Source organism: Clostridium sp. AF19-22AC, from assembly GCF_003479085.1.
In the GTDB taxonomy this organism is placed as follows: domain Bacteria; phylum Bacillota; class Clostridia; order Lachnospirales; family Lachnospiraceae; genus Faecalicatena_A; species Faecalicatena_A orotica.
Genome location: NZ_QUGN01000020.1, coordinates 17,441 through 42,781, shown reverse-complemented (window position 1 = coordinate 42,781; position 25,341 = coordinate 17,441). Strand labels below are relative to the sequence as shown.

The window sequence follows — 25,341 nt, the reverse complement described above, 5'->3', positions numbered from 1 at the left end:
CACAATGTTACAGGACCCTCTCATAAAAAGAGAAAAAGGTATCAGTTTTGTAACATTTCATTCTGCAAAAGCGTGAAAAAAATAGCCTCCCGGGATGGGAAACTATTTTAGCCGCCTTTTTAAGGCCTCTCATTTGAAAGAAAAAGGGAAAATGTGCTGCCTTCGCCTTTCCTCGACTCTGCCATGATATACCCAGACTGCTTCATCAGAATCTCCCTTGTCAGGTACAGGCCGATTCCGACGCCCTCTTCCTTACGAACGGCCTCTTCCCTGTAAAACCGTTTAAAGATATCGTTGATATGTTCCGGATCTATGCCGGTTCCGGTATCACGGATTCTGATCCGTGTGTACATCTGCCGGTGATCTACATCAAGAATTATCTTTCCTCCATCAGGCGTATATTTCACTGCATTGTCCAATACATTGAATATCGCTTCTTCCGTCCATTTCGGATCATAAAAAAGCCTCAGAGCTTCAGGACAGTGCACTTCCAGTTGAATCTTTTTCTTTTCGGCTTTGGGGAGTACAGACGATACGGCTCCGGATATGGTTTGGAACAGAGGCGTATTTTCTTTTTTCAGTGTAATCAGGTTACTCTCCAGCCGTGACATTTTCACGAGTGAACGTACCAGAAAGTCCAGCTTGTTTACCTGATTTTCCATCACCGACAAGAGTCTTCTGTCTTCTTCCCCCAGATCCGGGCTCATGCTGACCGTATCGCTGTACATCATAATATTGGCAATGGGAGTCTTCAGCTGATGAGAAATGTCTGACACCATTCCCTGTATCTCCTGTTTCTGGCGGAGATTCTGTTCGCCAGACAATCTGGTGACCTCCCCCAGCTTCTCCACCTTCATCGCAAGTTTGGATGAAAGCGTTTCAAGGTCCGTATTTCTGGATGGTTCTTTCCCAGCGACCATATCGTCCAGAGTATCACTGATATACCCCGTCAGCTTCCGGTACTTTCTCCTGAATACCAGAAAGCTTATTACCACTGCCGCCGACATGCCTGCTGCCAGAATCACCACTGCCGCTCCCAGACTAATCGTCATCTTTTATTTTCCTCCATCCACTGGTATCCCATGCCGTAAACAGTCTTGATATAGGAATTGTTATCATCCTCGATCTTGCCCCTGAGACGGCTGATATTGATGGTAAGTGTGTGTTCATCCACAAAGTTTCCGTCCTGATCCCACAGTTTGTCAAGAAGAACCTGTCTTGTCAGGACCTGCCCCGGATTCCTTATGAATACCTGAAGCAGCTTAAATTCTGTCGGAGTAAGGGTCAGTACTTCCCCGTTCTTTGACACGGTCCGGTTCTCAAGATCCACCTCAAGACTGCCGCACCTGTGTACCTGTTCCTCCTTTGCCGGCTCACAGCGCCTCAGGATTGCCTGAATCCTCTGGAGCACAATCCGTATGTTAAAAGGTTTCGTAATATAATCGTCAGCACCGGCCTCAAAGCCGCGTATCATATCCTCATCCATATCGTGGGCCGTTAAAAATACAATAGGCGCGCTGCTCCCACTGCGTATCTCTTCTGAAAAATGAAACCCGTCACCATCCGGCAGGTTTACATCCAGCAAAAACATCTGAAACTCCTGCTCTTTCATATATGCCCGGGCCTGTCTTAAGTTATATGCCGGGACCGGATGAAACCCGGCCCTCTGGAGATTAAAACACAGGCCGTCATTGAGCATTTCATCGTCTTCTATAATCAATATATTTTCCATCACATTTCATTATACTGATACACCGCATAATTAAGTAACAGGCAGATAATCGTCAGCCGATGTACCGGGCGGATATACGCCCTGTTTCCTCTCTTCTGCCCGTACATATTTTAGCATGGGGCATTCGTGTTTGTCAAAGAATCCTGAGGGGGCTGTAACATGGAGAAAGGGGCTGGTTACTGTTCACTCCCCAGCCTATCACTACGCTGATAGGCTGGGAGCCGTAACTTAAAACAGACAATAAGCCTGCCCCTCGCCGCAGGCGACTTTAAATGGGCAGGCGCGTTACTGTTTACAGGCGTACCTGTGAACAGTAACAGGGGCTGGAATCACTTCCAGCCCCGGGAGGGAAAATTATGAAATTTATGCTATCTATTCAAAAATCAAAAGGTTGTTTTCCTTTGATGTATATAACTATACAAAGGAAATGTGACATGACTGTGAGCATCAGATTAACTATTTATGATTCTTTTTAAAGATAATCTTAAGAGTATAAAATATATCTGTACTCCATAAACAGAATATGAATCTTGGGGCTTTTAATCTTCCGCAATCCTCAGTCTTTCTACGACTGTGTTCTTTACAGCTCCCTTATAGCTTAGTATCGGAACGATGACAGATATCAGCAGCAGTACCGGTGTGCATAGCAGAACCGGCAGGATCCTGAAGTGCCATGTGAATATTGCCATCTGCCCGGCTACGGCATTTACAATCACATAACCGACAGCCATTCCCACAGTACAGGTCACTAGCAGGGTGAGCACTGCATACAGCAGCCCCTCAAACTGCAGCATCTTTTTCTGCTGCTGCCCTGTCATACCGATGGCTTCGAGCGTAGCCAGCTCTTTCTTCCGTGAAAGAATCGAGGTGATTGTTACATTTACAAAGTTCAGTATTCCGATCAGTGCAAGGATAAAGCTTAAGAATCCTCCGGCCAGTGCATACACGTTTTTCAGATTATCAAACATTGCCACGTAATCTGCCTTCGTTTTCCCGTCCAGATCCGTATTCACCTTTTCACAGTAGTTCTTCATCCATGAAGTAATCTCTGCCCCTTTTCCCTCCTCTGCATCAAAAATCGTTTTCATCGGCTGCGTCTCCCCATACCGGGCCATGAACTCGGTATCCGGCATGATGTAAGCGACTGGCATAGCAGAATGGTACCACTGTGACTGCAGGGCATATGGAAGTTCTCCTACGGCCAGCACCTCATAAGCTTTACTTTCTCCGCTGCTGGATTCCAGCATAACTGTATCTCCTATATTCAGATACGGGTGCTCAAAACTGGTGTGGTCACCCCATTCAAATGAATTGACAATCACATAATTCCCAGTCTTAAATTTTTCCCAGTCCAGCTTTCCATCTGCCAGATTTATCTTGTCTGCTGCTTCCTTATTTACGCCATATATATCGATGTTACTGGCCTTTGACTCCCTCATCTGCCGGATTTCGCCGGCGACATCCTGATTGGAAAAGAATTTTTTGTACTCCTGCATATAGGTCTCCATATTATTCCATTCAGTATCCAAAAAAGAATGATATTCAGTATGGATATATATGTTTCCGATGTCCTTCACACCATCCTGCTTCACAAGTTCCTGCTGAAATTCCTTTGTAACGCCTGCCGTATTTGTATATTGGCTTCCAAAATTTGTCATGGACGCATCTGTAACCATATAATTTGAAACCATATAAGTAGACAGGTATTTATCCATGTCAAACCCCTTCACCATCGTGTAAACGCTGTTCAGGAGTATCAGGCTCAGGGACAGGGATAAAACGACAAGAACCAGTTTTTTAGGATTCCGTTTAACATTGGCCATCGCCATATGGAATGGGGATGCTTTTTTTGTCCGCTTCTTTTTTCCCTTTTTTTGTTTTTCTGTATATTTCACAGCCTCCACCGGTGATACCTTTGCTGCGATCCGGCATGGTTTGATACAGCTGATATAAACAGTTACGATTGTAAAAACAGCGGCCCCTATAAATATCAGCGGATTTGCAGAATAGATCTGTACATCATTTGTTAAAAGGCTGAGTACCGATGGAGCCAGCAGCCTGCCCGTCAGAAAACCAAGCAGCAGCCCGGTGGGAATTCCTAATAAGCACAGCATCCATGCCTGTCTTCGCACGAGTTTTTTCAGTTGTTTTCCCGTCGTACCAATGGTTTTTAGCAGGCCGTAAAAACGGATGTCACTAAAAATATTCAAGTAGAAGATGTTATAAATGATCAGATAGCCTGACAGCATGATCAACACCATAACTACTACAAGCATCATCACTGTTGTTGGATCGACCGAGGAGAATCCATATGCCCAGTTCACACCATAGTCTACTTTTGTCGTATCGAATCCGCATCGCTCGCAGAGCTGAAGCATCTGTTTTTCGATATCCCAGGAACTGCTGAAGTTAAAATTGGGATTCATGTAACCACTGTAATCCCCGCTATTTTCCGCTTCATAAAAGGGGGTCGTTTCCAGCGGGGCCGTCTTATCGCTGTATTGACGGGATACCAGTATTTCCTGTGCACGAAGTGCTTTATCTCCCTCCCAGTATCCGCACAGACGGAAGGTCTGTTCTACTACTTCATCGTGGACCCTGATCTTAAGTTCTACCTTTTCCCCCAATTTATGCGGGATCTCCAGTGCGTCCAATACAATGGTGCTCATCGCAATATCATCTATTTTCTCCGGCATCTTTCCTGTTGTCGGGTAAGAAAAACTGTTTTTTGCATCCTGATCTTCGAAATACCGGACCTCCCCCTGTATTTTATTTAGTTCCGGATTTTCAGTAAAACCTACTACGATGTTGTAGGATAAATCTCTGATTTTGCTGTCTTCCTTTAGTGTTTCGTATTCTTCCCATGTAAAATTTTTGAACCCTGCATGGCTCCTTCCCCCGACCTGGCGCAGACTGGATTCTGTACTGCTTTGCATGATACTGCCCCCAATGGAAAAGATCGTCGTAAACAGGACGGCAGTCAGGGCAATTGCCAGCACACTGATGATATTTTTCTTTTTCCGGGCCCCCAGTGTCCGGGCTGAAAGCTTTCTAATGATCTTTTTATTTTTCACTCTAGCCACGGTATCCACCACCCTTGCCTGCTTTATTCCCTGACGGCCGGGATGTTGTGCGCCTGCCTGTCTGCGGAATACGGTCATCCGGTATATCGCTGAACTGTCCTGCTTTTCTGACCTTTCCGTCTTCTATGCGGATAATCCTGTCAGCCATCTGTGCGATTTCCTCATTATGGGTAATCATGACGATTGTCTGTCCGAACTGGTCGCTGGTCACTTTCATCAGGCTCAGTACATCCTGGCTCGTATTGGAATCCAGATTTCCTGTCGGTTCATCCGCGAGTACGATAGCCGGCTTTGCGGCCAGTGCCCGTGCAATCGCCACTCTCTGCTGCTGGCCCCCTGAGAGCTGTCCCGGCAGGCTGTCCAATTTCTGTTCCAGACCGAGTACCTGTACGATCTCACGGATGTATTTTCTATCCACCTTATTTCCATCCAGTTCTATAGGGAGTGTGATGTTTTCTTCCACATTTAGTACTGGTACCAGATTGTAGTTCTGAAAGATAAATCCAATCTTTCGTCTCCGGAAAATGCACAACGCATCATCCTTCAGTGAAAAGATGTCTTTGTCATCCACATATACTTTTCCCGATGTAGGCCTGTCCAGACCTCCCATCATGTGGAGCAGGGTTGATTTTCCGCTTCCGGAAGTTCCGACAACTGCGGCAAATTCTCCTTCCATGACAGACAGGCTGACGCCATCTAATGCTTTTACTGTATTTTCACCTGATCCATAATATTTCTTGAGTTCCTCTGTTCTCAATATTCCGTTCATATTCTGCCTCCTTTTTATTCATGTAATTTTAGAAATCGCTAAAATAGAGTTTCGCTTGCGAAACTCGCGCCTGCGGCGGTCGCATCGCGACATCTACCTTATACGCCGCAGTGCGCATCCCCCGGAGGGTTTATTATTTCATAGGACGTACTTTCCTATGAAATAATAAAAAGCCTATTCACTTCTATGAATAGACTTTAACATATGAATCTTTCCAGACTCTTTCCGAAATCTAACAGTTCTGAAAGTTTTCACGCGGCAGATATACGGCAAAAGACGCACCTGTCTGGTTCGTCGTGCTTACTTTGATATAACCGTGTTCCTTTTTCAGAATCTCCCGCGCCAGATACAGGCCGAGCCCCACGCCTTCCTTCTCCTGAAACTGACTTCCACGGTAAAACCGCTGAAAGATTTTAGGGATCTCTTCCTCCGTAATTCCCGGTCCCTCATCCTGTATGCAGATACTGACAAACATGGGATATTCTCTGATGGCTACGGTCACACAGCTTTTCTCTTCTGTGTATTTCAGCGCATTATCCAGAATGTTATAGACGGCCTCTGATGTCCATTTTCTGTCGAAACAGGCCTGACATTCATCGGTCCATCCCTTCTTTACAATCTGGATTCCCCGTTTCACCTGTTTCTCCTTCCCGCGCAGGACCAGTTCTTCCAGCATCGGCTTAAGCGGCTGCTTCTGAGGGGATACCTGTATAATATTCGTCTCAAGGCGTGACATCTTGACAAGGGACTGAATCAGGGATTCCAACAGGTCTGTCTGGGCCATCAGTCTTTTTGCCAGTTCCTTGTCTTCTCCTTCCAGTTTTTCCTCAATAATTTCCCCGTAGAGCCGGATGTTAGAAATCGGTGTCTTCACCTGATGTGAAATATCTGAAACCAGTTCCTTGACAGCCTTTTTTTCCTTCTCCACATTCTGCCTGCTGAGTGCAGATGCACCGAGAAACCGCTTCCACTTTACCTCCAGCTTGGACAGTTCGCTCTCGTCATAGTCAGACTCCTGAAAGTTTCCTGAAGTGGCCTCATCCAGCATCATATTCAGCGTTTCATAAGTATTTTTCCTAAACCGCAGCCCCATCTATATTCCCGCCTCTCTATTTCCAGACATACCCTACTCCATATACGTTCAAAATATGTTCCGGGTTTGCAGGTTCCTTTTCCAGCTTTGCGCGAAGCCTGCTGACTGCAACCGGAAGTGCATTTTCATCCACATATTCCATTCCGTCTGTCCATACCTTATCTATCATAACATCCCGGGGTATGGTATTTCCCCGGTTCTCCAAAAGGACCTGCAAAAGCTTCTGCTCCGTCCTGCTTAATACAAGACTCTGTCCGTCTCTCTTATAAACCATTTTTACCGTATCCAGCAAGAGATGCTCATCCTCATACCGCCCTCTGCCATGATCAGAAAAAGACAGCCGCAGAAGATTCTCGATCCTCGCTCTCAAAACTGCAAGGCTGAACGGCTTGGTCACATAATCGTTCGCCCCCAGTTCAAACCCCATCACCTCATTCACCTCCAGGTCATTCGCCGTCAGCATCAGCACCGGCCGTGAGCACGACTGGCGGTATTCCTTCAGGAAATCATATCCATTCCCGTCGGGCAGGTTAATATCTAAAATAACAAGCCCAAACTCATTCTCCTGTACAGCAGAACGCGCTTCATGCAGCGTGTAACACTGGGTGAAACGGTATGAAGTTTTTCCAAGACCCAAAACAATTCCCTCATTTAATGCTGAATCATCCTCAACGATCAAGATATCCGTCATATTATGCTCCTTTTATCTGAAAATTCTGAATACGGACCGCAAAAGGGTCTGACCCCTTTTCATCTTATCAAAAAAGGCCGTACATTTCAATGCACAGCCTTTTTCTTAATGTTCTCTACTCTTCCTCTACAAATACGTCTTTTCCAAGTCCGCAGATCGGGCATACCCAGTCATCCGGTATATCTTCAAATGCGGTTCCCGGCTCGATTCCTCCGTCCGGATCGCCCTCCTCCGGGTCATATACATATCCGCATGGTTCACATACATATCTTTTCATTTCAAACTCCTCCTATTTCTTTCATGTTATCTTGTAAATGCACAGTCCTGTACTGAACAGTTACATTAGTTTTCCCTATTCACACCTCTGTCATGCATAAATTTCCAAATTCAGAGGTATATTTTAAGTTACTTTTAAATTGCCCATTCGTATTTTCCGCTGTCTCCCACCTGATAGAAGTCGGCATAATTGATTTTAAATATATCTTTTCCGGTACCTCGTATATCTATGTGGTTCTTGATCAGGTACTGCCATGTCCCGGCATGTGAGATATCTCCCTGAAGCAGGATTCCCTCTACTTTTCCGTCTCTTAGGATGACGCGCTTATAATGCTCTTTATCTTCTCTTACCTGTATTTCATCACCTTCTTCCTCGCAGATTCTTCCTACGCATAAGCTTAAAAGTCCGAAGAAATTGATCGTGTTCTTGATGGCAAAGCGGTCTGCATACTCTGTTTTTAGACCGCACATATTCTTTCCCGCCACTCTTCCCTGATCGGCTGCATTCGGCCAGATTCCTGACAGGCCTGTGATGTCGCCTGCCGCATAGATGTCAGGCTGGTTTGTCTGCAAATAGGAATCCACGCATACTCCGCGTTCACACATGATGCCGCTGCCTTCGAGATACCCGGTTGATGCACGGACACCGGCTGCGACAACGATCATATCGCATGCTGCTTTTTCACCGTTGTCCAGAACGACTTCATGAATCCTGCCGTCCTCACCACACTGTGCTTCACTGGCCCGCCTTCCAAGGAGGAAACGGACACCGGCCTTTTCAAAGAGTTCCTGATAGCTCTGGGCGCCGTGGGCATCGAGCTGTACCGGCAGAATCTGGGGGGCCATTTCTACAATGGTAACTCTCCTCCCCCTCTCAAGCAGTCCGTAGGCCGCATCCAGCCCAACGAGTCCGGAACCGATGATTAGCACATTTTCTGCCTCTTCTGCTTCCTTTACAATATCCTGGGCATCGGAAAGATTCCGCAGCCCATACACATTGGAAGCCTTTCTTAAATCTCCCACAGGGGGAATACAGCTGTCCGCGCCATTCGCAATCAAAAGCCTGTCATACCCCACTTTTTCTCCTGTGTCCAGATGAATTTCCTTCTCACCGGGACAGACTTCTACGACCCGGACCCCCTTTTTCCAGTCAACACGATACTTTTCAAAGAAATCATCTTCCGTAAAATTCAGGCTCTTTTCATCGCGCTCCCCCCCGATAAACTTATGCAGCATACAGCGGGAATGAATCTGTGTATCCGCGGAAATCAGCAGTATCCCGGCGTTTTCGTCCAGCCCCCTGATTGTCTTCGCGGCTTCTGTACCGGCAACACCGGCACCTATAATCACATGCTTCATACTTTTACACCTCCTCTACATAAATCGCTTTTTTCGGACAGGAAGCTACACAGGATGGTTCTCCTCCCGCGTTTACGCAGAAATCACACTTGATCACTTTACTTTTCGTCACCTGATCCGGCTTTAAAACGCCGAACGGGCAGTTCATCACACACATAAAGCAGGACCCGCACCGGGTTTCATCATAAAACACGTGTCCGCTTTCCGCATCCTTGCGAAGCGCCCCGCTCATGCATGATTTCACACATTCCGGGTCAGCACAGTGCCGGCAGAACAAAGGTTTGTAGTGTCCCTCTGCATCCTTTAGGATAAAATTACGGGACTCATTTTTAGGGTCTGTCAAATCCAGATCATATATCGTCCCCGGCGTTTCCCTGTGCGCCTGCATACAGGCGGCGGAACAGTTCTTACAGCCGTCGCATTTCTCATAATCGATCATGATACGTTTCATTTTTACCGCCCCTTTCTAAATCTGAAGTCCCCGGCGTTTTTCCAGAATAATCTCTTCCAGAATCTCCGCAGATTCCTTTGCATCCGGGTTAATAATCACCTGTCCCCCGGTCAGCTCTTTCATATCCTCTGTCAGCACTTTTACAGCCACCTTACTTCCAGTCATGAATGGCGGCAGCCCAAGGTGCAGTGGAAGCCCGAGTGATAGTCCGTAGCACCCGTCAGCCAGCGCCTGCTCTTCCAGCCATTGTGCCGCAGAAAGTACAAGCGGCAGCTGCGGAAGGTCCACGCCTAGTTCTTCTGCCAGTTCAGTTGCTACGATCTCAAGGCGGCCGATTGCAAGACATGGTCCAAAGTTCAATACAGGCGGGATGCCAAGGCTCTCACAGACAGCCCTCAGCTTAGGCCCTGCATATTTTGCCGCTTCCGGTGTCATAAGTCCGCAGTTCTCAATTCCCCCTGAAGAACATCCGGCCGTCAGGACAATGATATCCTTCGCAATCAGCTCCTTCACGAGGTCTACCGTCAGTACATCGTGCCCGCCTGCAGTCAGGTTAGAACACCCAACCACGCCGGCAACACCCTTTATATCCCCTGATACAATCAGGTCGATCAACGGTTTCCAGCTTCCGCCAAGGAATTTCTTAAGGGAGATTTCACTGACACCTGTCAGCGTGTTATCATAACCGTGCTCTTTCATCAGGTTCATCGGTACGCTGCCTCTGCGTGCACTGTAAGCCGCAACCACCTCATCAATAATCTCCTCTGTCACAGCGGGACGGTTCTCAAAATCAAATTCCTTCAGCTCTGCATTTGCCTTTTTCGCCACATTGTCAATACATATCTGCTTAATCTTTAATTCATCGCAGATTGGTTCGATCCCCGGCAGTGTACAGTTAAATTCCGAGATAACAGCATCAATCCCACCCGTTGCCAGTATCGCTTCACTTGTATAGTTATTGCCTGCATGACCATCAAAGATATCCTCATAATGGGCGCCGCGCAGCTGCAGATCCTGTCCTACACAGGTACACCCGACCAGCTTGAAGCCTTTCGCCCCGGCCTTTTCTGCCTTCTTTACAACATCCTCATCCGTCAGACGGTCCTGCAGGAAGGTGAACATCGAATGCTGGTGTCCCGTAATCATAATATTAATATAATCCGGATCAATGACCCGCAGTCCAACCGGTGCAAAACGGATCTCCGGCTCCCCAAGCACTACGTCGTTGAGAAGATTCGTCAGTACCAGTCCGTAAATTCCTGTGGAAATCCCCAGTTTTAAACAGTCCAGCAGCATATTGACCGGATCTGAGTTCAAATTTGTAGAACATTTTACAACTCCGTGGAACACTTCCGACTTCGCACCACCCGGGAGAATTCCGAGTTCTTTCCATTTCTTATAACGCGGAGCATATGCCATTTTTTCCGTGAGCTGCATCTTCTCATATTCAGGGAGGTAAAGGTCTTTCAGCACTGCGTCTGCAACCGCCTCGGCCCTCCTGTGGATGTCCTCTTCCTCAATGCCAAAAATCGCGGCCAGCCTGTTCAGGGTATCCGGTCCTTTGATTTCACCTTTTGACTTTGCAACGTTCTTAACATTCAGTGCCGTATTTTCAACGACATGTATGTAACACCCTGAACCGGAAGCGACAGCCCGCAGAAAGTTTCTGGCTACGATTGTGTCAGCATCTGCCCCGCAGATTCCTCTCGGGGCCTCCGGTGTGATGCGGCACGGCCCGTTAGCACAGAGCCTGCAGCAGACTCCCTGAAGCCCAAATGCACATTTCGTGCTCTGTCCTTCCACACGATGGTGGGACGTCTCCATCGGCAGTCCGGCAATAAAGCCTTCTAATGGCTTATCAGCGCTCTTACATGTAGTGCATCCATAACATTGATTCATAGTTGTACCTCCTCAATACTTGATAATTTTAGTCCACTTTGTTTTATAAAATTTTCCCTCCGAAAAAGAGGGATTATTTCCTTAAATCATCTCTGCAGCTTAAAAAAGGTCTGACAGTTTCCGTGCCCTTAATTCCTTCATCAATACGCCCTGTATCTTTGCGAGCTCCGTATGTACCCTGCACCTGCTGCCACCGGAATTCCTGCTGCAGTTTTCTCTGAGGCATGGCATAATCAGAGGCTCCTCATCGACTGCTGTCACCACATCATACAGATTCAGTTCCTCAAGCGGCTGACTCAGCCGGCACCCGCCCGAAGCACCCCGCCCAACCTCAATCAGGCCGGCTCTCCTAAGCTTCTTCAATATCTTATAAGCAAACGCCTCCGGAATCTCTTCCGCCTGACATATCTCTTTTACCGTATGCTTTTCCCCATCTCTCATGGAACGAAGCATACGAATCGCATAATCATTCTCTCTTGTTAAAAGCATGAAAGCACCTCTCATCTTTTGTTAAAATTTTAGCATACTGGACTTTTTTTGTCAACTTTAAATATGAACATTTACAAGCTTTTCGAAGAATGATATACTGGTAACTATCCAATCCAAGAAAGAGGTCGAATTATGTTCCGTTTATGGGGTAAAGAATTTAAAGACAACAGAATGCTGCGTGATACGGTCATCTGTGATGACACGGACGACACACGCACACACAAAGTATTTCATGCACTTGATGCAATCTGCTATGAATTTGATCTGAGCAAACCAATCTGGCTCGATAAGACAATAAATGACTTCAAGAAACATGCCAAAGCAAGATTTTACCAGGATAATTTTGTAGATTCCATCGATTTCGATTACCTTGAAATCCAGATTATAGAAGAAGAGTAAGGGAACAAAACCGCCCTTACTCTTCTTTTCTATTACTCGTTATGTATGGCTGCAAGCGGGCTCAGTCTCATCGCCCTCAGCGCCGGGAAATACCCGGCTGCCATTCCCACAAACACCGCGAATGCCATCGAGGCAAGCACAAGCCACGGCGGGATATAGGAAATATTTCCGTCAATTCCCATCGCATTGCCGCTCTGCGTCAGGAAGTTGATAATGAAGGACAGCAGGAAGCTTAGGATATTCCCCACTACACCTCCTATAAACCCGATAAATGCCGCCTCCATAAGAAACATCTGTTTAATATTCTTCAGACCGCATCCCAATACTTTAATAACACCGATCTCCTTTGTACGTTCATATATCGACATCATCATTGTATTTGCAATACCGATTGCAGCTACGAAGAGAGATACCGCCCCGATTCCCCCGAGAACAGCCTGAATCATTGCAAACTGCTTTTTCATGCTCTCCATATATTCTGCATTCGTTGTAACCTGATATCCCATATTTCTGATCGTAGCGGACAGTTCATCCACATCGTCCAGATTTTCCGCCTGCACGCTTGCAGAACTGTATACAAACTGTTTATACGGCTTGCCTGACTTCGTGCTGGGCTGTCCGGGAATTACTCTGCCGCGGAACTCTTTCTTCAGCAGTTCCTCTAATTTATCTATGTCACAGTAAACATAGTAAAAATTAGCATTATAAGTATCGATATCCCCTTCCACTACTCCGCTGGACTGGACAACATATTTTTTCGGCGGTTTAACCGGTGTCTGATTCGCTCCTCCTTCACCGCCCCCTGCCGACATCCCGGCACCCTGATTCTGTGTTTGAAAATAGCCATCCTGGTCCAGAATCAGAAACATCTGGTCATGTGCCAGATCCACATCCGGTATCTCCCCGGTTTCCCAGTATCCCTTACCGGTTGTCTTCTCATAGAAACTGGTAAGAACGCCGTTTCCAAAAACAAGTTCCAGATTGGCACTATCAGGGTCTGGAAGCCTTCCTCCGGCAGCCAGTTTTATATTCTGCTCCTTAAGTGCTTCCGGCGTCATCCCACGCAGCTGCAGATATCCCATGTACTTGCCTTTTAATGCAATCGCGCTGACATCCAGAATTGGATTTGCACTCTTTACATGCTCCAGCTGCTTTAGCTGGTTAATGACATCATCCGTAATATACTTACTTGGCTCCTGCTGGTCGGAATCACCGGAAGACATATAATACATGGAACCTTCTGTCTGCTTTCCCGTGACTGTCAGGTTCGTAATTCCGCCGGACTGCTCGACTTCACGGTACATGGACTCCTGCATTCCAAGCCCCAGAGAAATCATGACCACAATGGATGCTGTTCCGATAACGACTCCCAGGATGGTGAGAAAAGTTCTAAGCTTTCTTCGCCTGAGGTTGCCACTACTCATCCTCAGTAAATCGATCCACCTCATCCAACAAGTCCTCCTCTTCTACAGACTCCTTCTTTTTCTTTCTTCTCTTGAGTACGATAATCAAGATGACAATCGCTGCCACAACTACAACTGCTCCGATTACAACCGGTAAAACCGGAAATCCTTTTTCAGCCGGCATATCAACCATCTGCGACATATCCATCGGTGCCTGCTCCGGTGTGATCGTCAGTGAAAATTCCTTCTCTACTGTTGATGCTTTTCCAGATTCATCTTCGTATGAGACAATCATCTTACACTTCTGGTCCGGCGCCATCTCCTGTGTAGCTGTAACGATTCCGTCGATAGAACCTGTCGCACCTGAATCCACATTTCCGACAAAGACATCTTTACCTTCGATTCCATCCCCCTGGAATTTTGCTTTTACATTGTATAATTTAATACGGCCTGTATTATAAAGGCTGCATGTAATATTAGCCTCCTCGCCTACCGCTACTGCCTCAGGTGCAATCTCGAGTTCGCTGAATTCAAATCTTGCCGCCTGTTTCACAGGAATCGCCAGACTTGAAGAACTCTCATATTGTGTAGCATTGCTGTCTTCATATTTCATCGTCATTGCAATACTGTATGGCTTCTGAACCAAATCCGCCCTTGCATTCAACGCAATGGAGATATCCTGTGTCCCGCCTGCCGGGATGTAGTCCAGATAAATAGAGCTGGATCCTGATGACGGCAGGAATGCCGGTGCCTCCGCTGCTGCTTCGGTCCCTGATGACGGTGCCTGCAGATCAAACAGCATGTTGGAAACCGCCGTTTTTGTAGAAGTATTCTTCAAATGGATAATCAGCTTAAAGTCGCTGCCTGCATTCACTGCCCCCGGATCTGTATTGAATCCAGTGACAATGACCCTCGGTACGGCATCCTTACCGGATTCTGAACCGCCCCCGCCGCCTGAAACGACAGGGTCACTGTTTGAAAAACCGGCTTCTCCGCCTTCCGGTTCCCCGTTTTCTTCCGGCTTTGGCTCCTCAGGTTTTTCTTCCTTCGGCTTTTCTTTTGTCCTTACAAATACATATTTATTCGTCTGGAACTGATTCTGAATCCCGTCATCACAGGTAATCTTAAAAAACAGTCTCACCGTATTATTTCCTACATCCGAACGTACTGTTAATTTATCCCAAACAGCCTCTGCACTCTGCCCGGAAGCTATATCGCCAACCGTGACTTCATTCGTCATATTTTCAATATTAAACGGCCATTCTGAGGCATCGTTCAATACTGGGATTATCTTTACATTTTTAGCATCTGCTTTTCCGGTATTCTCTAAAGTAATCTTCAATTCCTGTTCGGAATCCCCTGCCTGATATGACGGTGCATCCTGTCCTTCTGATACCGATATTTTGATATCCGGTATCGGCTCCACCGTATCCTCTGCACGTACCCCCGCCGGCAGTATCATAGCTGCTGTCAAAGCAAGGCTCATTGCGATCCCCGCAATTTTTTTAAATGGTCTCATGTTCCTTTTCCTCCCTCTTTTCATGGTTATCTTCTATTTTTACGATTTTCCCGTCTATAATATGGAATATACGGTCTGCATATGTAGCCAGATGATTATCATGGGTAACCATGACAAGTGTCTTCTTCTGCTCACGCACGACTTTCTGCATCAGTTCCATCACTTCTTCTGACGTATGTGAATCCAGATTCCCGGTCGGCTCATCCGCAAATATAATCTTAGGATCTACGACAAGTGCCCTTGCCACGCCAACTCTCTGCTGCTGTCCTCCTGACATCTGGTTCGGCAGATGCTTCTTATGCTTTTTCAGGCTGACCAGGTCAAGCATCCGGTTGGCCTTTTTCAGGCGGCTGCTCTTTGCTTCTCCCCGGAAACTTAACGGAAGCGCCACATTCTCCAGTGCATTCATCGTTCCAATCAGGTTAAACGACTGAAAGATAAATCCGATATTCTCTCTCCTGAACCTGACCAGTCCGTCTTCGTTTAAATGCTCCATGTGCTCATTGTTTATAATTACCTCACCTCTTGTCGGCTTCTCCAGACCCGCGAGCATATTTAGAAGTGTCGATTTTCCCGAACCGGATGTTCCGACAATTGCACAGAATTCTCCTTCATTTATCTCAAAGTCGACTCCATTGAGCGCCCGCACCACCGAATCGCCAACCTTGTACAGCTTATACAAGTTCTTTACCTCAATGACCTTATTCACGGTGTCCCTCCTTCATATTGTGCCGTATACCCAATGCCCGGCTGCAGACGTGCATGCAGGGCATGTCTGACAGCACGCCCCGCATATATGCCCAATTAACATCAGCAGGCTGATAAGTATACTCTATTTTAACATCATACTTATGTAATTAGAATATTTAACTGTGTAATTTATTAAGATTTCCTTAATTTTTACAACAATCTTTATACTGCTGAAATTATCTGTCAGTCAGGCATAATATTTTATAATATTCCGTAAGTTTTTTCTCTTTCAGTAGTTTACTTAATGAAGGAGCTAATCTCCTCACCTTTTTTAGCTCCTTTCCCACCATAAAAAATAAGCCTGGAACCATACCTGTTTCCGGGCTTAATTTCTGTCTATAGTGTGATTAAAGCTTTCTTACAGGAATATCCTGTCAGTTTTTCACTTTTTTTATCCGGCTGGGAAAATCCTGCATATAACTCAAATTTACTGCCATACAGTGCTCTATTTCCATTTTCATCCACACTGGTGAATGCTTTTCTGTCAACTCTGACACGGATTGTTTTCTTTTCCCCTGCATCCAGATGAATTCTCGAAAATGCTACCAGCGAAGCAGACGGGGGAACAAACTCTGTGTATGTATCTTTCACGTAAACCTGCAGCACTTCGTCTGTCGGCACGTCACCTTTATTCTCAACTTCCGCCAATATTTCTGCTCCGTCAAAAACACCTTCCACAGATTTTTTTACTTCCACAGCCACACTTTTAACTGCACATTTTCCGTAAGTCAGTCCATAGCCAAATGGGTATAATACATCTCCTTTATAATATCTGTATGTCCTGCCCGCCATAGAATAATCTTCAAAATCCGGGAGATCTTCTATATCATTGTAAAAAGTTACCGGCAATTTCCCGGAAGGAGATACTTTTCCAAACAGGATATCTGCCACCGCTTTTCCTCCTCTTGCGCCCGGATACCACACTTGGAGAATTGCATCTGCATTCTTGTCTGCTGTTCTTAAATCCATTGCACTTCCCGTCATATTAAGCACGATAACGGGTTTCCCACATTTTAACACTTCATCCATAAGTTTTCTCTGGGACGGAGGAAAACTTAAATCCCGCTTATCCCCTGACGCATCCGAATTTCCGGTATCTCCTTCTTCCCCTTCCAGAGTCTCATCTAACCCGACAACAAGGATCACTACGTCTGCATACCCGGCGACTGTCAATGCTTCTGCAAGCCGGTCAGGCTGCTTTGGATCTGCAAGGTGCTCGACCGTATCCTTCCACAAATGACATCCTTCTGAATATAAAATGCGCACATCCTCTCCTGCCGCCTGCCGAATTCCTTCAAGGACAGTGATATACTCTGAAGATGTTCCATGATAATTTCCAATCAGGGCTTTTCTGCTGTCCGCATTCGGCCCGATCACGCCAATTGTATGAATATCCGTCGTTTTTAATGGCAGAATACCGTTGTTCTTCAGTAATACCATACTTTTCTGCGCTGCTGTTACAGAGAGCCGGATATGTTTGTCACACTCAACTTCCAAATAAGAGATATCATCCATTTCTGTCTTATCAAACATGCCCAGTAAAAAACGGGTTGTAAACAATCTCACACAAGACTCTGTAATGTACTTTTCATCTATAATCCCTTCCTGATATGCATTTAATATTTTCTGGTAGGTACATCCGCAATTCAGGTCACATCCTGCCTCAAGCGCCATTTTAACTGACAGTTCCGGGCGTTCTGTCACCTTATGGTTCTCATGGAAATCGCGGATTGCCCAACAGTCAGAAACATAATGCCCTTGAAATCCCCATTTTCCCCTGAGGTAGTGTTTCATTAATGTTTCGCTTGCACAGCACGGTTCTCCGTTTGTACGGTTATATGCACCCATCACTGCTTCCACATCAGCTTCCTTTACACAAGCTTCAAAGGCCGGAAGATAGGTCTCCTCCATATCCTTTTCGGAAGCAACAGCATTAAAAAAATGTCTCTTTTCTTCCGGGCCTGAATGAACTGCAAAATGTTTTGCACACGCTGCTGTCTTTAAATATTCACCATTCCCCTGCAGGCCCTTAATAAAACGGACTGCGAGACGGGATGTAAGGTATGGGTCCTCCCCGTATGTCTCATGTCCCCTTCCCCACCTGGGGTCACGGAATATATTCACATTTGGCGCCCAAAATGTAAGCCCTTTATAGATATCTCTGTCACCCTGCTTTAAATTTTCATTATATTTTGCACGTCCCTCAACAGCAACTGCGTCTCCGATTTCTTCCATCATATTTGTATCAAATGCTGCCGCCAGAGCGATCGCCTGTGGAAAGACAGTGGCAGTCCCCGCCCTTGCAACTCCGTGCAGTGCTTCATTCCACCAGTTATATGCCGGTATATTCAGGCGTGGGACTGCATCAGCGTCAAATTTTAACTGAGAAGCCCTTTCCTCCACCGTCATCTGGGCAACTAACTCTTGCGCCCTCTTTCTTGCTTCATTTCTATTCATATACAACCTCCGTTTATTCAGACAAATTTTGGTTAAAAAAATCTATCACATGATCATAGTATTTACTTCCCGAAAAAAATCCGTGCCCCTGCCCCGGGACAATGACCAGTTTTGCCTCATTCCCGGCATTTCTCAATCTGCCCGCATATTCTATAGATTGATTACATGAAACAACCTCATCACACGCTCCGTGGAACAAAAGCATTGGAGGCAGACCTTGTTTATGCGCATAGCTGACCGGGCTCATCTCTTTTAGAATCTTTGTTATCTCTTCTTCCTCCAATTTGGGGGACGGCAGTACATTCACAACAAATCCAGGCTCATGGTTCATATCTTCCACTAATGTATTTAAATTTGACGGGCAGTAAAAAGAAACAACACACTGTACCGGCTGCATTTTGCAGCCACTGTAATCACTCCCAACCATACACGCAATGTGCGCCCCTGCTGATTCACCCCAAAGTCCGATTTTTTCTGGGTTGATATGATATTTTTCTGCATGTTCCCTCAGGAACCGGACTGCCATCTGGCAGTCTTCCAGACACGCCGGCAGAACAGCATGTCTGGTAAGGCGGTATTCCAGACATGCAATGAAAAAACCTGCCTCCGCCAATTTTGCAAGTGTTTCCTCCGGCCGGTAGGATGCTGTAAGAAATTCATCATCCCATGCTCCGCCATGTATCCAAATGATAACTGGCATGTCTGTACAGCCTTCCTTATAAAAACACTCCATATACTGCCTCGGGTGCCCGTCTGCATAATATACACCAGACATATAATTTAAGCCGCGCTTGTAGAAATTAACCCGTGTAATATGACACAAATATTCATATGGATTTTTTTTCGTTTCTGTCATCTTTATCATACTCTCTTTAAATAATCGATATAATTCTTTTGTATTTCTGTTTCTGGTTTCTTTTTTTCTTCTGGCATATCATAAAAATGCATGATATTTGAAGCGGCCTGATCAAATGGATGCCATGTTTCCATCGGCACCCCTGTACTGTCCTCTCCATTTGGATCTCCGGTCTTAATAAAGTTCACCCAATAGTTACACATCTGTCTTGCGAGATCATAGTGTTTTCCAACAAACGGTCTCCAGCATTTTGCCAGTGTCTCAAAAAAGAACCATAAATCCGATGAGTGAAACGCCCCGGGATCATCTTCCCCCGGAATTTCAGCCCCAAATTCATAGACATATTGGGGATATGTATACCCTTCGTCATGCTCTATGGAACAGAACATTCTGGAACCTGTTTCTATAGAATTCACCGTCCCTCTCAAAAATTCATGATTCGTCCATCCTAAAAGAACCGGAACATCGAGGAAACTATGTCTTGGGATATTGTGGCGCCATGTATCCGTTTGAAACTTCCCGTCTGTCACAGTCACCCAGAATTTTCCATATTGATCATTTTTATCTCTTATATACTCTGCCGGAAGTTTTCTTGCTTCGTCCACGGAAGAAACTCCGAGAAATTCTAAAAACCTGATGCTGTTTTCTTCTGCTTCTTCCAGAGTAACCGAGAACTCGTCGTGAAATGGATCTCCGAATATCCCGCTGGAAACAATTGCCCCCTTGATGCAGTCTTTATTTTCCTGACAGTTCAACTGGGTGAGGACACTTCCTCCGCCCGCAGACTGTCCCCCGATTGTTATACAGTCCGGATCTCCCCCAAAAGCCTGGATATTTTCCTTTGTCCATTTTAGGGCGGCCTGCTGGTCCAGATTTCCAATATTTAATTCTCCGGCCACATTTTCTCCCATCATATCAGGGTGTGCAAAAAATCCGAATACATTTAAACGGTATTGAATGGTAACTACAACTATGCCCCTGCGCGCCAGACGCTCTCCGTCAAATTCCATCTCTGCGCTGTTCCCCCACTGGAGCGCTCCCCCGTGTATCCAGAAAAACACTGGAAGTTTATCTTCCCGGGAAGAAGCCGGAGTCCACACATTTAAATATAAACAATCTTCGCTCATGGGAATTTCACTATCTACATTCCATTCTCTCGTATAGATATTTTCCTTATTTAAGCCGGGGATACTCTGCATTGGTATTGGTGAAAATTCAAGACACTCTTTGATACCATCCCAGTTCTTACAAGGTTTGGGCGCCCGCCACCGATTTTCTCCGACTGGGGGACAGGCATATGGAATGCCTTTAAAAGATATAATTCTGGGATCTGCTGCCGCAGATCCCCTGACATAACCGTTTTTAATTTTTGTGATTTTAATCATTGTCCTTGTTCTCCAGATCGACTGTAAATACGGTGATGGAATGTCTGTCCAAATGTATTTTTCCAGCCTTCAATATATCCTTTACCTCTTTTGCAATAACATTTTCCGGTTCTTTTGACGTATTGGATGCATTGAAATCCGGGTGATAAATCTGATAACATAAGGCCTGATCCCACGCGGCATTACTGTCTGGCACGGATAATTCCACCTCATAATCTTTGTCTAAATTTTTATTAATGAGAGATACCGCCATTTTCGTACCATCCTCATTCATTGCCGCCACGCAGTCGATATAGCTGGTCTTTACCATACGTTTTTCACTCTTCGCGTCAAGTGCGAATTTCGCTTCAGCCATCCGGTTCGAATAATCAATTACTTCTGGAAGTTCAAACTGCTCACTTTCCATACGGGTTTCTACATAACAGTCACATGCCGCGAATACTTTTGATAACAGCTCAAACACAGAATACTGTGCTCGTCTCAAAACATGGTCCTTCTTAACGGAAATGGCTCCGCACACATTTACGAACGGTGAGTAACTTGCAATTTCTACAATATCACTGCTTCTGATAAATGAATGCAAAATCCCTGCCGTCAAAATCGCATTTTTAAGGGTAAATCTGGTATCATCCGCGTCTTTCTCGAAATCCCACGCATAGGTATTCCATTCGTCCCAGGCAACCTTAATGTTCGTCAATGCATCATTTGTGCCTGATACGATAGATGCCCGGGCAACCTCTGTGAGCTTTGTAATATAATCTGGAATATACATACACTGATTATAATCTTCATCTGTAAAAATGCCGTAACCAATCGAATAATGATGGATCGCCACATGGTCGATGAGCGGTTTTAAAACACGTGCAACTTCATAATTCCAGTCACTCCCCAGATCATACCCACAGGCAACTAATTTGATAGAAGGATCTGTCCATTTCATTGCTTTCGCAAAATTCAGCGCCTTCTTTGCATAATCCTGTGCATTCATTGAACCAAACTGCCAGTCTCCATACAGCTCATTTCCTAATCCCCAGTATTTTACATGGAACGGCTTCTCGTACCCAAGACTTTTTCTCATATTTGCATACTTCGTATCCCCTGTACCATTACAAAATTCCACCCAGTTCATCGCTTCTTCGGCAGTTCCGCTTCCCATATTCACACATAAATATGGTTCGGCTCCTGTTTTTTCACAGAGTTTGATAAACTCTACTGTCCCCATCCGGTTATCATCTTCTGCAACCCATGCATAATCGAATTTCTTCGGTCTTTGTTCTTTTTTGCCGATTCCATCTTCCCAATGATAATTAGAAACAAAATTTCCTCCCGGATATCTCAGCATCGGAACATGCACATCCCTCAGCGCCTGAATCACATCCTTTCGGAATCCATCCTCATCTGCCATCGGGCTGTCCGGGTCATACACACTCCCGTAAATAACATCTGCTGCATGCTCCATAAAATGCCCGAAGATATGTTTGCTAATCTTATTTCTTGTGTGGTCCGCATATATTGTCAATTTCGCATTCTTTGTCATACTACTTATCCTTTCACTGCTCCTGCAACGAGGCTTTTTTGTACTTGTTCACTCAATAATAAATACATAATAACTGTAGGAATCGTCGCTATCATCAGGCCTGCTCCGATTTCACCCCATTTTGTTGTATACGCTCCTACCATAGACATGATACCTACTGTAAGAGTCTTGAACTCTGCCTTATTGATAAACGTAACTGCAAACATCAATTCATTCCATGAAGAAATAAATGTGAAAATACTTACTGTCGCAACTGCGGGTCTGATTAATGGAAAAACAATCAGCATAAACATCCTGTAAATTCCGCATCCGTCAATTGCAGCGGCTTCTTCCATCTCCTTTGGCAATGATTCCATAAAACTTGTAAACAGATAAATCGCCATCGGCAGACCAAACGCAATATACGGGATAATAAGTGAAGCATAGGAATTTAATAAATGGGTTTTACTCAAAATAATAAACAATGGCAGCAATGCCGCATGAATCGGTACCATCATTCCCATCAATATAATCTTTAATGTTGTCTCTCTCCCTTTCCATATCATTCGTGAAATCGCATATGCCGACATCGCTGATACGATCAGAGTAACGGCAATCGTAATACCCGTAACAAGTACACTGTTAAAAAAATATTTTATAACATTTGCCTTAAAAAAAGCCGTAACATAATTTTCAAACCGCCAGTGCTTTGGAAGTCCCGCTATATTCCCTCCAAAAATCTCACTATTGTCTTTTAACGAAAACTCAAACAGCCAAAAAAGCGGATATACCTGAATAAATGCGAAAATAATCAGAAAAACATGTGTAACACAACTTTTCGCCCTGCCTGTAATTTTTTTATTCATTAATACTTCTCCTTATCTCTGAAAAATAGACGAAGCACAAACGTAAGAATCATACACTCAATAATTACAAAGATAGCGATTGCACTTCCATAACCATATCTAAATGAATCAAAAATCGTTTTGTACATATAAATCGTCGGTACCTCTGTTGAAAAGAACGGGCCGCCGCCTGTCAAAACGTAGATAAGGTCGAATATTTTCAAAGCTCCAATCAAAGAAAAGGTAACACAAACTTGTAAAATCGGCTTCAACAATGGTATTGTAATCTTCCATGCAATCTGGACTTTGTTCGCCCCGTCAATCCTTGCAGCTTCATTGATATCGGGGGAAATAGATTTAATTCCCGCATACATAATCAGCATATGGTATCCGATATACTGCCAGAGGTTTGGAATAAATGCCGCTGCCAGTGCGGTACTTTCCTGCCCCAGCCAATCCTGCCCCGGTATTCCCAGTACGGAGAGAAAAGCGTTTAGCAGGCCATAGTCCCCATTGAATATTTTCTGCCACAGTTGTCCGATTACAACGCTGGAAATAATGACAGGTATAAAAAAGGTTGTGCGGTATACTTTTTCTCCTCTGCGTACATTTGCCACAATAATTGCCAGTATCAAAGAAACCGGCAGCTGGATGAGCAGGGAACATGCGGCGTAGAGTAATGAGTTCTTAACGGAATTTAAAAATCTTTCATCTGCAACCAAATCTATGTAGTTCTGAAAGCCTATAAACGTTCCCTTTCCGATACCATCCCAATCCAAAAGACTATAATAAGCCGACATACAAATCGGGACAACAACAAAGACAGCCATCAAAAACATGGTAGGAAACATGAACAACACGATTGCCTTTTTATTTGATAATATTTTTTGCATTTCAATGCTCTCCTTACAGCAAAGGGGCTACAATAAAATGCAGCCCCTTTTTATGAACCTTAATCTTTAATAAAAATCTGAAGGACTCAATTTTGACATACTCTCACAGAATTCTTCTGGTGTAATCTGTAATCCAATCAGTTGAGCCAGCAAATCTTTATAGGTTTCAGAATCTTCTGATGAAAGAATATTATCCCACCATGAAATATAAGATGTTCCTGTTTCCATCAAACCTGCAGACTCGGTATCCAGTGGTGTAAGCCCTGAAGTATCCACACCTGTTGTATCCCAGCACGGAAGTCCTGCTCCCTGCTGATAACCAACCTGGCCGATCTTCTTGCTCAAATATTCAAGGTACTCCACTGCTTCCTTTGGATGTTCACAATTCGCATTGATATAATATCCGTCTGAGCTGCCGCCGGAGAATTCTGTGATACTGCCTGCACCATCTTTAATTACCGGGAATGCAACACAAGACACCTTACCATTTGTCGGTGAATCCTCTGCCTGAATGGATGGATGTACCCAGTTTGCCTGATAAAGCATTGCTGCCTGTCCTGCTGCAAAACCTTCCACCATTTCATCGTAGCTCATGCTCATCATGTTTTTGTTAAAAGCGCCTGCATTCACCAGTTCCTGAAGCTTTTCTGCCGCTTCTATAAACGGTTTGGAATTAAATTTTGACGGATCGCCAAATGCTTCTTCCAGTCCTGCATTCCCTGCAGTTCTTGCGGAAATAATATCATACATATACATACCCGGCCATCTGTCTTTTTCTCCCAGAATCATCGGGGTATATCCGGCTGCATTCAGTTTATCAATTGCATCCAGCAGTTCCTCCCATGTTGTAGGGATCTTCGCACCTGCATCTTCAAACATTTCTGTATTGCAGTACAGGTTTGCGAGAAACGTTACTGTCGGAAGTGTATATAACTTGTCGTCAAACGTACATCCGTCCAGCATACCCGGCAGGACACTATTTAAGGTATCTTCACTCACATAATCATCGATAGGAAGGAGATATGACGCATCAATATAAGGCTTCACAAAGCTTCCCCCGCTGAACATATATGAAATATCCGGTGCCTCACCCGCTGCAAATGCAGTTTTAATCTTCGTTTTATACTGTTCTCCCGTAACACCATCCTGTTCAATCGTTATGTTTGGATGCAGCTCATGATATTCTTCTACAGAATCTTCGATAATCTTCTTTACCGGATCTGTGTCCGCCACCGACTGATGCCAGATTGTCAGTGTAATCTGTCCGTCTGAATCCTTTGCCGAACCTGATTCATCCTTTGATGACCCGCAGGCTGCAAGCGAAACTGTCATGGAAGCTGCAAGAAGCATTGCTCCCACCTTTCTCATTACCTTTTTCATTTCATTACCTCCTTATGAACGATAGCTTGTTCTTGTATAATTAATTATAATGAAAAAGAACAAGCAAATACATTCATAAACCTTTCAGGAATGTTT

At 45.0% G+C, this 25,341-nt stretch carries 22 protein-coding genes; 1 reads left to right on the top strand and 21 read right to left on the bottom strand.

Annotated features, from left to right (window positions below):
* Positions 1 to 119 precede the first annotated feature (119 nt).
* The 11 genes from DWX43_RS19610 to DWX43_RS19560 all read right to left on the bottom strand — a co-directional run bounded on the left by DWX43_RS19610 (position 120) and on the right by DWX43_RS19560 (position 11,842).
* Positions 120 to 1,052: a HAMP domain-containing sensor histidine kinase gene (locus DWX43_RS19610; protein ID WP_243099405.1), complete on the bottom strand. Its 933-nt coding sequence runs from the start codon at positions 1,050 to 1,052 to the stop codon at positions 120 to 122.
* Positions 1,049 to 1,732, bottom strand: a complete 684-nt coding sequence (locus DWX43_RS19605) for a response regulator transcription factor (RefSeq protein ID WP_118621552.1) — start codon at positions 1,730 to 1,732, stop codon at positions 1,049 to 1,051. The genes DWX43_RS19610 and DWX43_RS19605 overlap by 4 nt, the downstream gene beginning before the upstream one ends.
* 539 nt (positions 1,733 to 2,271) lie before the next feature.
* On the bottom strand, positions 2,272 to 4,815 hold the full coding sequence (locus DWX43_RS19600) for an ABC transporter permease (RefSeq protein WP_182440771.1): 2,544 nt from the start codon (positions 4,813 to 4,815) through the stop codon (positions 2,272 to 2,274).
* Positions 4,808 to 5,584, bottom strand: coding sequence for an ABC transporter ATP-binding protein (locus DWX43_RS19595; RefSeq protein ID WP_118621550.1), 777 nt, complete (start codon positions 5,582 to 5,584; stop codon positions 4,808 to 4,810). The genes DWX43_RS19600 and DWX43_RS19595 overlap by 8 nt, the downstream gene beginning before the upstream one ends.
* A gap of 232 nt (positions 5,585 to 5,816) precedes the next feature.
* On the bottom strand, positions 5,817 to 6,677 hold the full coding sequence (locus DWX43_RS19590; RefSeq protein WP_109731256.1) for a HAMP domain-containing sensor histidine kinase: 861 nt from the start codon (positions 6,675 to 6,677) through the stop codon (positions 5,817 to 5,819).
* Between the two features lie 16 nt (positions 6,678 to 6,693).
* On the bottom strand, positions 6,694 to 7,368 hold the full coding sequence (locus DWX43_RS19585; RefSeq protein WP_118621549.1) for a response regulator transcription factor: 675 nt from the start codon (positions 7,366 to 7,368) through the stop codon (positions 6,694 to 6,696).
* Positions 7,369 to 7,483: 115 nt separating this feature from the next.
* The gene (rd, locus tag DWX43_RS19580; RefSeq protein ID WP_109731258.1) at positions 7,484 to 7,645 is read right to left on the bottom strand and encodes a rubredoxin; all 162 of its coding nucleotides are present in this window, start codon (positions 7,643 to 7,645) and stop codon (positions 7,484 to 7,486) included.
* 134 nt (positions 7,646 to 7,779) lie between these two features.
* Positions 7,780 to 9,003, bottom strand: a complete 1,224-nt coding sequence (locus tag DWX43_RS19575; protein ID WP_118621548.1) for an FAD-dependent oxidoreductase — start codon at positions 9,001 to 9,003, stop codon at positions 7,780 to 7,782.
* A gap of 4 nt (positions 9,004 to 9,007) precedes the next feature.
* Positions 9,008 to 9,454, bottom strand: a complete 447-nt coding sequence (locus DWX43_RS19570) for a 4Fe-4S dicluster domain-containing protein (RefSeq protein ID WP_109731260.1) — start codon at positions 9,452 to 9,454, stop codon at positions 9,008 to 9,010.
* 15 nt (positions 9,455 to 9,469) lie between these two features.
* Positions 9,470 to 11,353, bottom strand: a complete 1,884-nt coding sequence (cooS, locus tag DWX43_RS19565; RefSeq protein ID WP_118621547.1) for an anaerobic carbon-monoxide dehydrogenase catalytic subunit — start codon at positions 11,351 to 11,353, stop codon at positions 9,470 to 9,472.
* 99 nt (positions 11,354 to 11,452) lie between these two features.
* Entirely contained in the window at positions 11,453 to 11,842 is a 390-nt protein-coding gene (locus DWX43_RS19560; RefSeq protein ID WP_118621546.1) for an Rrf2 family transcriptional regulator, read from the bottom strand.
* 132 nt (positions 11,843 to 11,974) lie between these two features.
* Here DWX43_RS19560 and DWX43_RS19555 point away from each other — a divergent pair, with 132 nt between their 5' ends.
* Positions 11,975 to 12,241, top strand: coding sequence for a hypothetical protein (locus DWX43_RS19555; RefSeq protein WP_118621545.1), 267 nt, complete (start codon positions 11,975 to 11,977; stop codon positions 12,239 to 12,241).
* A 32-nt stretch (positions 12,242 to 12,273) separates the two neighbouring features.
* Here DWX43_RS19555 and DWX43_RS19550 read toward each other — a convergent pair whose 3' ends face one another.
* The 10 genes from DWX43_RS19550 to DWX43_RS19505 all read right to left on the bottom strand — a co-directional run bounded on the left by DWX43_RS19550 (position 12,274) and on the right by DWX43_RS19505 (position 25,245).
* Positions 12,274 to 13,689: an ABC transporter permease gene (locus DWX43_RS19550; RefSeq protein WP_118621544.1), complete on the bottom strand. Its 1,416-nt coding sequence runs from the start codon at positions 13,687 to 13,689 to the stop codon at positions 12,274 to 12,276.
* A complete protein-coding gene (locus DWX43_RS19545; RefSeq protein WP_118621543.1) occupies positions 13,658 to 15,163 on the bottom strand; it encodes a hypothetical protein in 1,506 nt (501 codons plus the stop codon). The genes DWX43_RS19550 and DWX43_RS19545 overlap by 32 nt, the downstream gene beginning before the upstream one ends.
* The gene (locus DWX43_RS19540) at positions 15,150 to 15,872 is read right to left on the bottom strand and encodes an ABC transporter ATP-binding protein (RefSeq protein WP_109731266.1); all 723 of its coding nucleotides are present in this window, start codon (positions 15,870 to 15,872) and stop codon (positions 15,150 to 15,152) included. Before DWX43_RS19540 ends, DWX43_RS19545 begins: the two co-directional genes overlap by 14 nt.
* A 377-nt stretch (positions 15,873 to 16,249) precedes the next feature.
* The gene (locus tag DWX43_RS19535; RefSeq protein ID WP_118621542.1) at positions 16,250 to 18,370 is read right to left on the bottom strand and encodes a glycoside hydrolase family 3 C-terminal domain-containing protein; all 2,121 of its coding nucleotides are present in this window, start codon (positions 18,368 to 18,370) and stop codon (positions 16,250 to 16,252) included.
* Positions 18,371 to 18,383: 13 nt separating this feature from the next.
* Positions 18,384 to 19,226, bottom strand: a complete 843-nt coding sequence (locus DWX43_RS19530; protein WP_182440770.1) for an alpha/beta hydrolase — start codon at positions 19,224 to 19,226, stop codon at positions 18,384 to 18,386.
* Positions 19,227 to 19,231: 5 nt separating this feature from the next.
* A complete protein-coding gene (locus DWX43_RS19525) occupies positions 19,232 to 20,611 on the bottom strand; it encodes a carboxylesterase family protein (RefSeq protein ID WP_118621540.1) in 1,380 nt (459 codons plus the stop codon).
* Complete coding sequence (locus DWX43_RS19520) at positions 20,604 to 22,148, bottom strand: alpha-L-arabinofuranosidase C-terminal domain-containing protein (protein WP_118621539.1); 1,545 nt, start codon at positions 22,146 to 22,148, stop codon at positions 20,604 to 20,606. Before DWX43_RS19520 ends, DWX43_RS19525 begins: the two co-directional genes overlap by 8 nt.
* Positions 22,149 to 22,153: 5 nt before the next feature.
* Complete coding sequence (locus DWX43_RS19515) at positions 22,154 to 22,993, bottom strand: carbohydrate ABC transporter permease (protein WP_118621538.1); 840 nt, start codon at positions 22,991 to 22,993, stop codon at positions 22,154 to 22,156.
* The gene (locus DWX43_RS19510; protein ID WP_118621537.1) at positions 22,993 to 23,865 is read right to left on the bottom strand and encodes a sugar ABC transporter permease; all 873 of its coding nucleotides are present in this window, start codon (positions 23,863 to 23,865) and stop codon (positions 22,993 to 22,995) included. Before DWX43_RS19510 ends, DWX43_RS19515 begins: the two co-directional genes overlap by 1 nt.
* A 66-nt stretch (positions 23,866 to 23,931) precedes the next feature.
* Positions 23,932 to 25,245: an extracellular solute-binding protein gene (locus DWX43_RS19505; RefSeq protein WP_118621536.1), complete on the bottom strand. Its 1,314-nt coding sequence runs from the start codon at positions 25,243 to 25,245 to the stop codon at positions 23,932 to 23,934.
* Between the last annotated feature and the right edge of the window lie 96 nt (positions 25,246 to 25,341).

What these genes read in the sequence shown, in the direction of transcription:
- DWX43_RS19515 (WP_118621538.1), bottom strand. Translation starts at nt 22,993, where the DNA reads ATGAATAAAAAAATTACAGGCAGGGCGAAAAGTTGTGTTACACATGTT.
- DWX43_RS19595 (WP_118621550.1), bottom strand. Translation starts at nt 5,584, where the DNA reads ATGAACGGAATATTGAGAACAGAGGAACTCAAGAAATATTATGGATCA.
- DWX43_RS19550 (WP_118621544.1), bottom strand. Translation starts at nt 13,689, where the DNA reads ATGAGGTGGATCGATTTACTGAGGATGAGTAGTGGCAACCTCAGGCGA.
- DWX43_RS19535 (WP_118621542.1), bottom strand. Translation starts at nt 18,370, where the DNA reads ATGAATAGAAATGAAGCAAGAAAGAGGGCGCAAGAGTTAGTTGCCCAG.
- DWX43_RS19510 (WP_118621537.1), bottom strand. Translation starts at nt 23,865, where the DNA reads ATGCAAAAAATATTATCAAATAAAAAGGCAATCGTGTTGTTCATGTTT.
- DWX43_RS19575 (WP_118621548.1), bottom strand. Translation starts at nt 9,003, where the DNA reads ATGAAGCATGTGATTATAGGTGCCGGTGTTGCCGGTACAGAAGCCGCG.
- DWX43_RS19505 (WP_118621536.1), bottom strand. Translation starts at nt 25,245, where the DNA reads ATGAAAAAGGTAATGAGAAAGGTGGGAGCAATGCTTCTTGCAGCTTCC.
- DWX43_RS19555 (WP_118621545.1), top strand. Translation starts at nt 11,975, where the DNA reads ATGTTCCGTTTATGGGGTAAAGAATTTAAAGACAACAGAATGCTGCGT.
- DWX43_RS19605 (WP_118621552.1), bottom strand. Translation starts at nt 1,732, where the DNA reads ATGGAAAATATATTGATTATAGAAGACGATGAAATGCTCAATGACGGC.
- DWX43_RS19585 (WP_118621549.1), bottom strand. Translation starts at nt 7,368, where the DNA reads ATGACGGATATCTTGATCGTTGAGGATGATTCAGCATTAAATGAGGGA.
- DWX43_RS19610 (WP_243099405.1), bottom strand. Translation starts at nt 1,052, where the DNA reads ATGACGATTAGTCTGGGAGCGGCAGTGGTGATTCTGGCAGCAGGCATG.
- DWX43_RS19590 (WP_109731256.1), bottom strand. Translation starts at nt 6,677, where the DNA reads ATGGGGCTGCGGTTTAGGAAAAATACTTATGAAACGCTGAATATGATG.
- cooS (WP_118621547.1), bottom strand. Translation starts at nt 11,353, where the DNA reads ATGAATCAATGTTATGGATGCACTACATGTAAGAGCGCTGATAAGCCA.
- DWX43_RS19560 (WP_118621546.1), bottom strand. Translation starts at nt 11,842, where the DNA reads ATGCTTTTAACAAGAGAGAATGATTATGCGATTCGTATGCTTCGTTCC.
- DWX43_RS19545 (WP_118621543.1), bottom strand. Translation starts at nt 15,163, where the DNA reads ATGAGACCATTTAAAAAAATTGCGGGGATCGCAATGAGCCTTGCTTTG.
- DWX43_RS19520 (WP_118621539.1), bottom strand. Translation starts at nt 22,148, where the DNA reads ATGACAAAGAATGCGAAATTGACAATATATGCGGACCACACAAGAAAT.
- DWX43_RS19530 (WP_182440770.1), bottom strand. Translation starts at nt 19,226, where the DNA reads ATGACAGAAACGAAAAAAAATCCATATGAATATTTGTGTCATATTACA.
- DWX43_RS19525 (WP_118621540.1), bottom strand. Translation starts at nt 20,611, where the DNA reads ATGATTAAAATCACAAAAATTAAAAACGGTTATGTCAGGGGATCTGCG.
- DWX43_RS19570 (WP_109731260.1), bottom strand. Translation starts at nt 9,454, where the DNA reads ATGAAACGTATCATGATCGATTATGAGAAATGCGACGGCTGTAAGAAC.
- rd (WP_109731258.1), bottom strand. Translation starts at nt 7,645, where the DNA reads ATGAAAAGATATGTATGTGAACCATGCGGATATGTATATGACCCGGAG.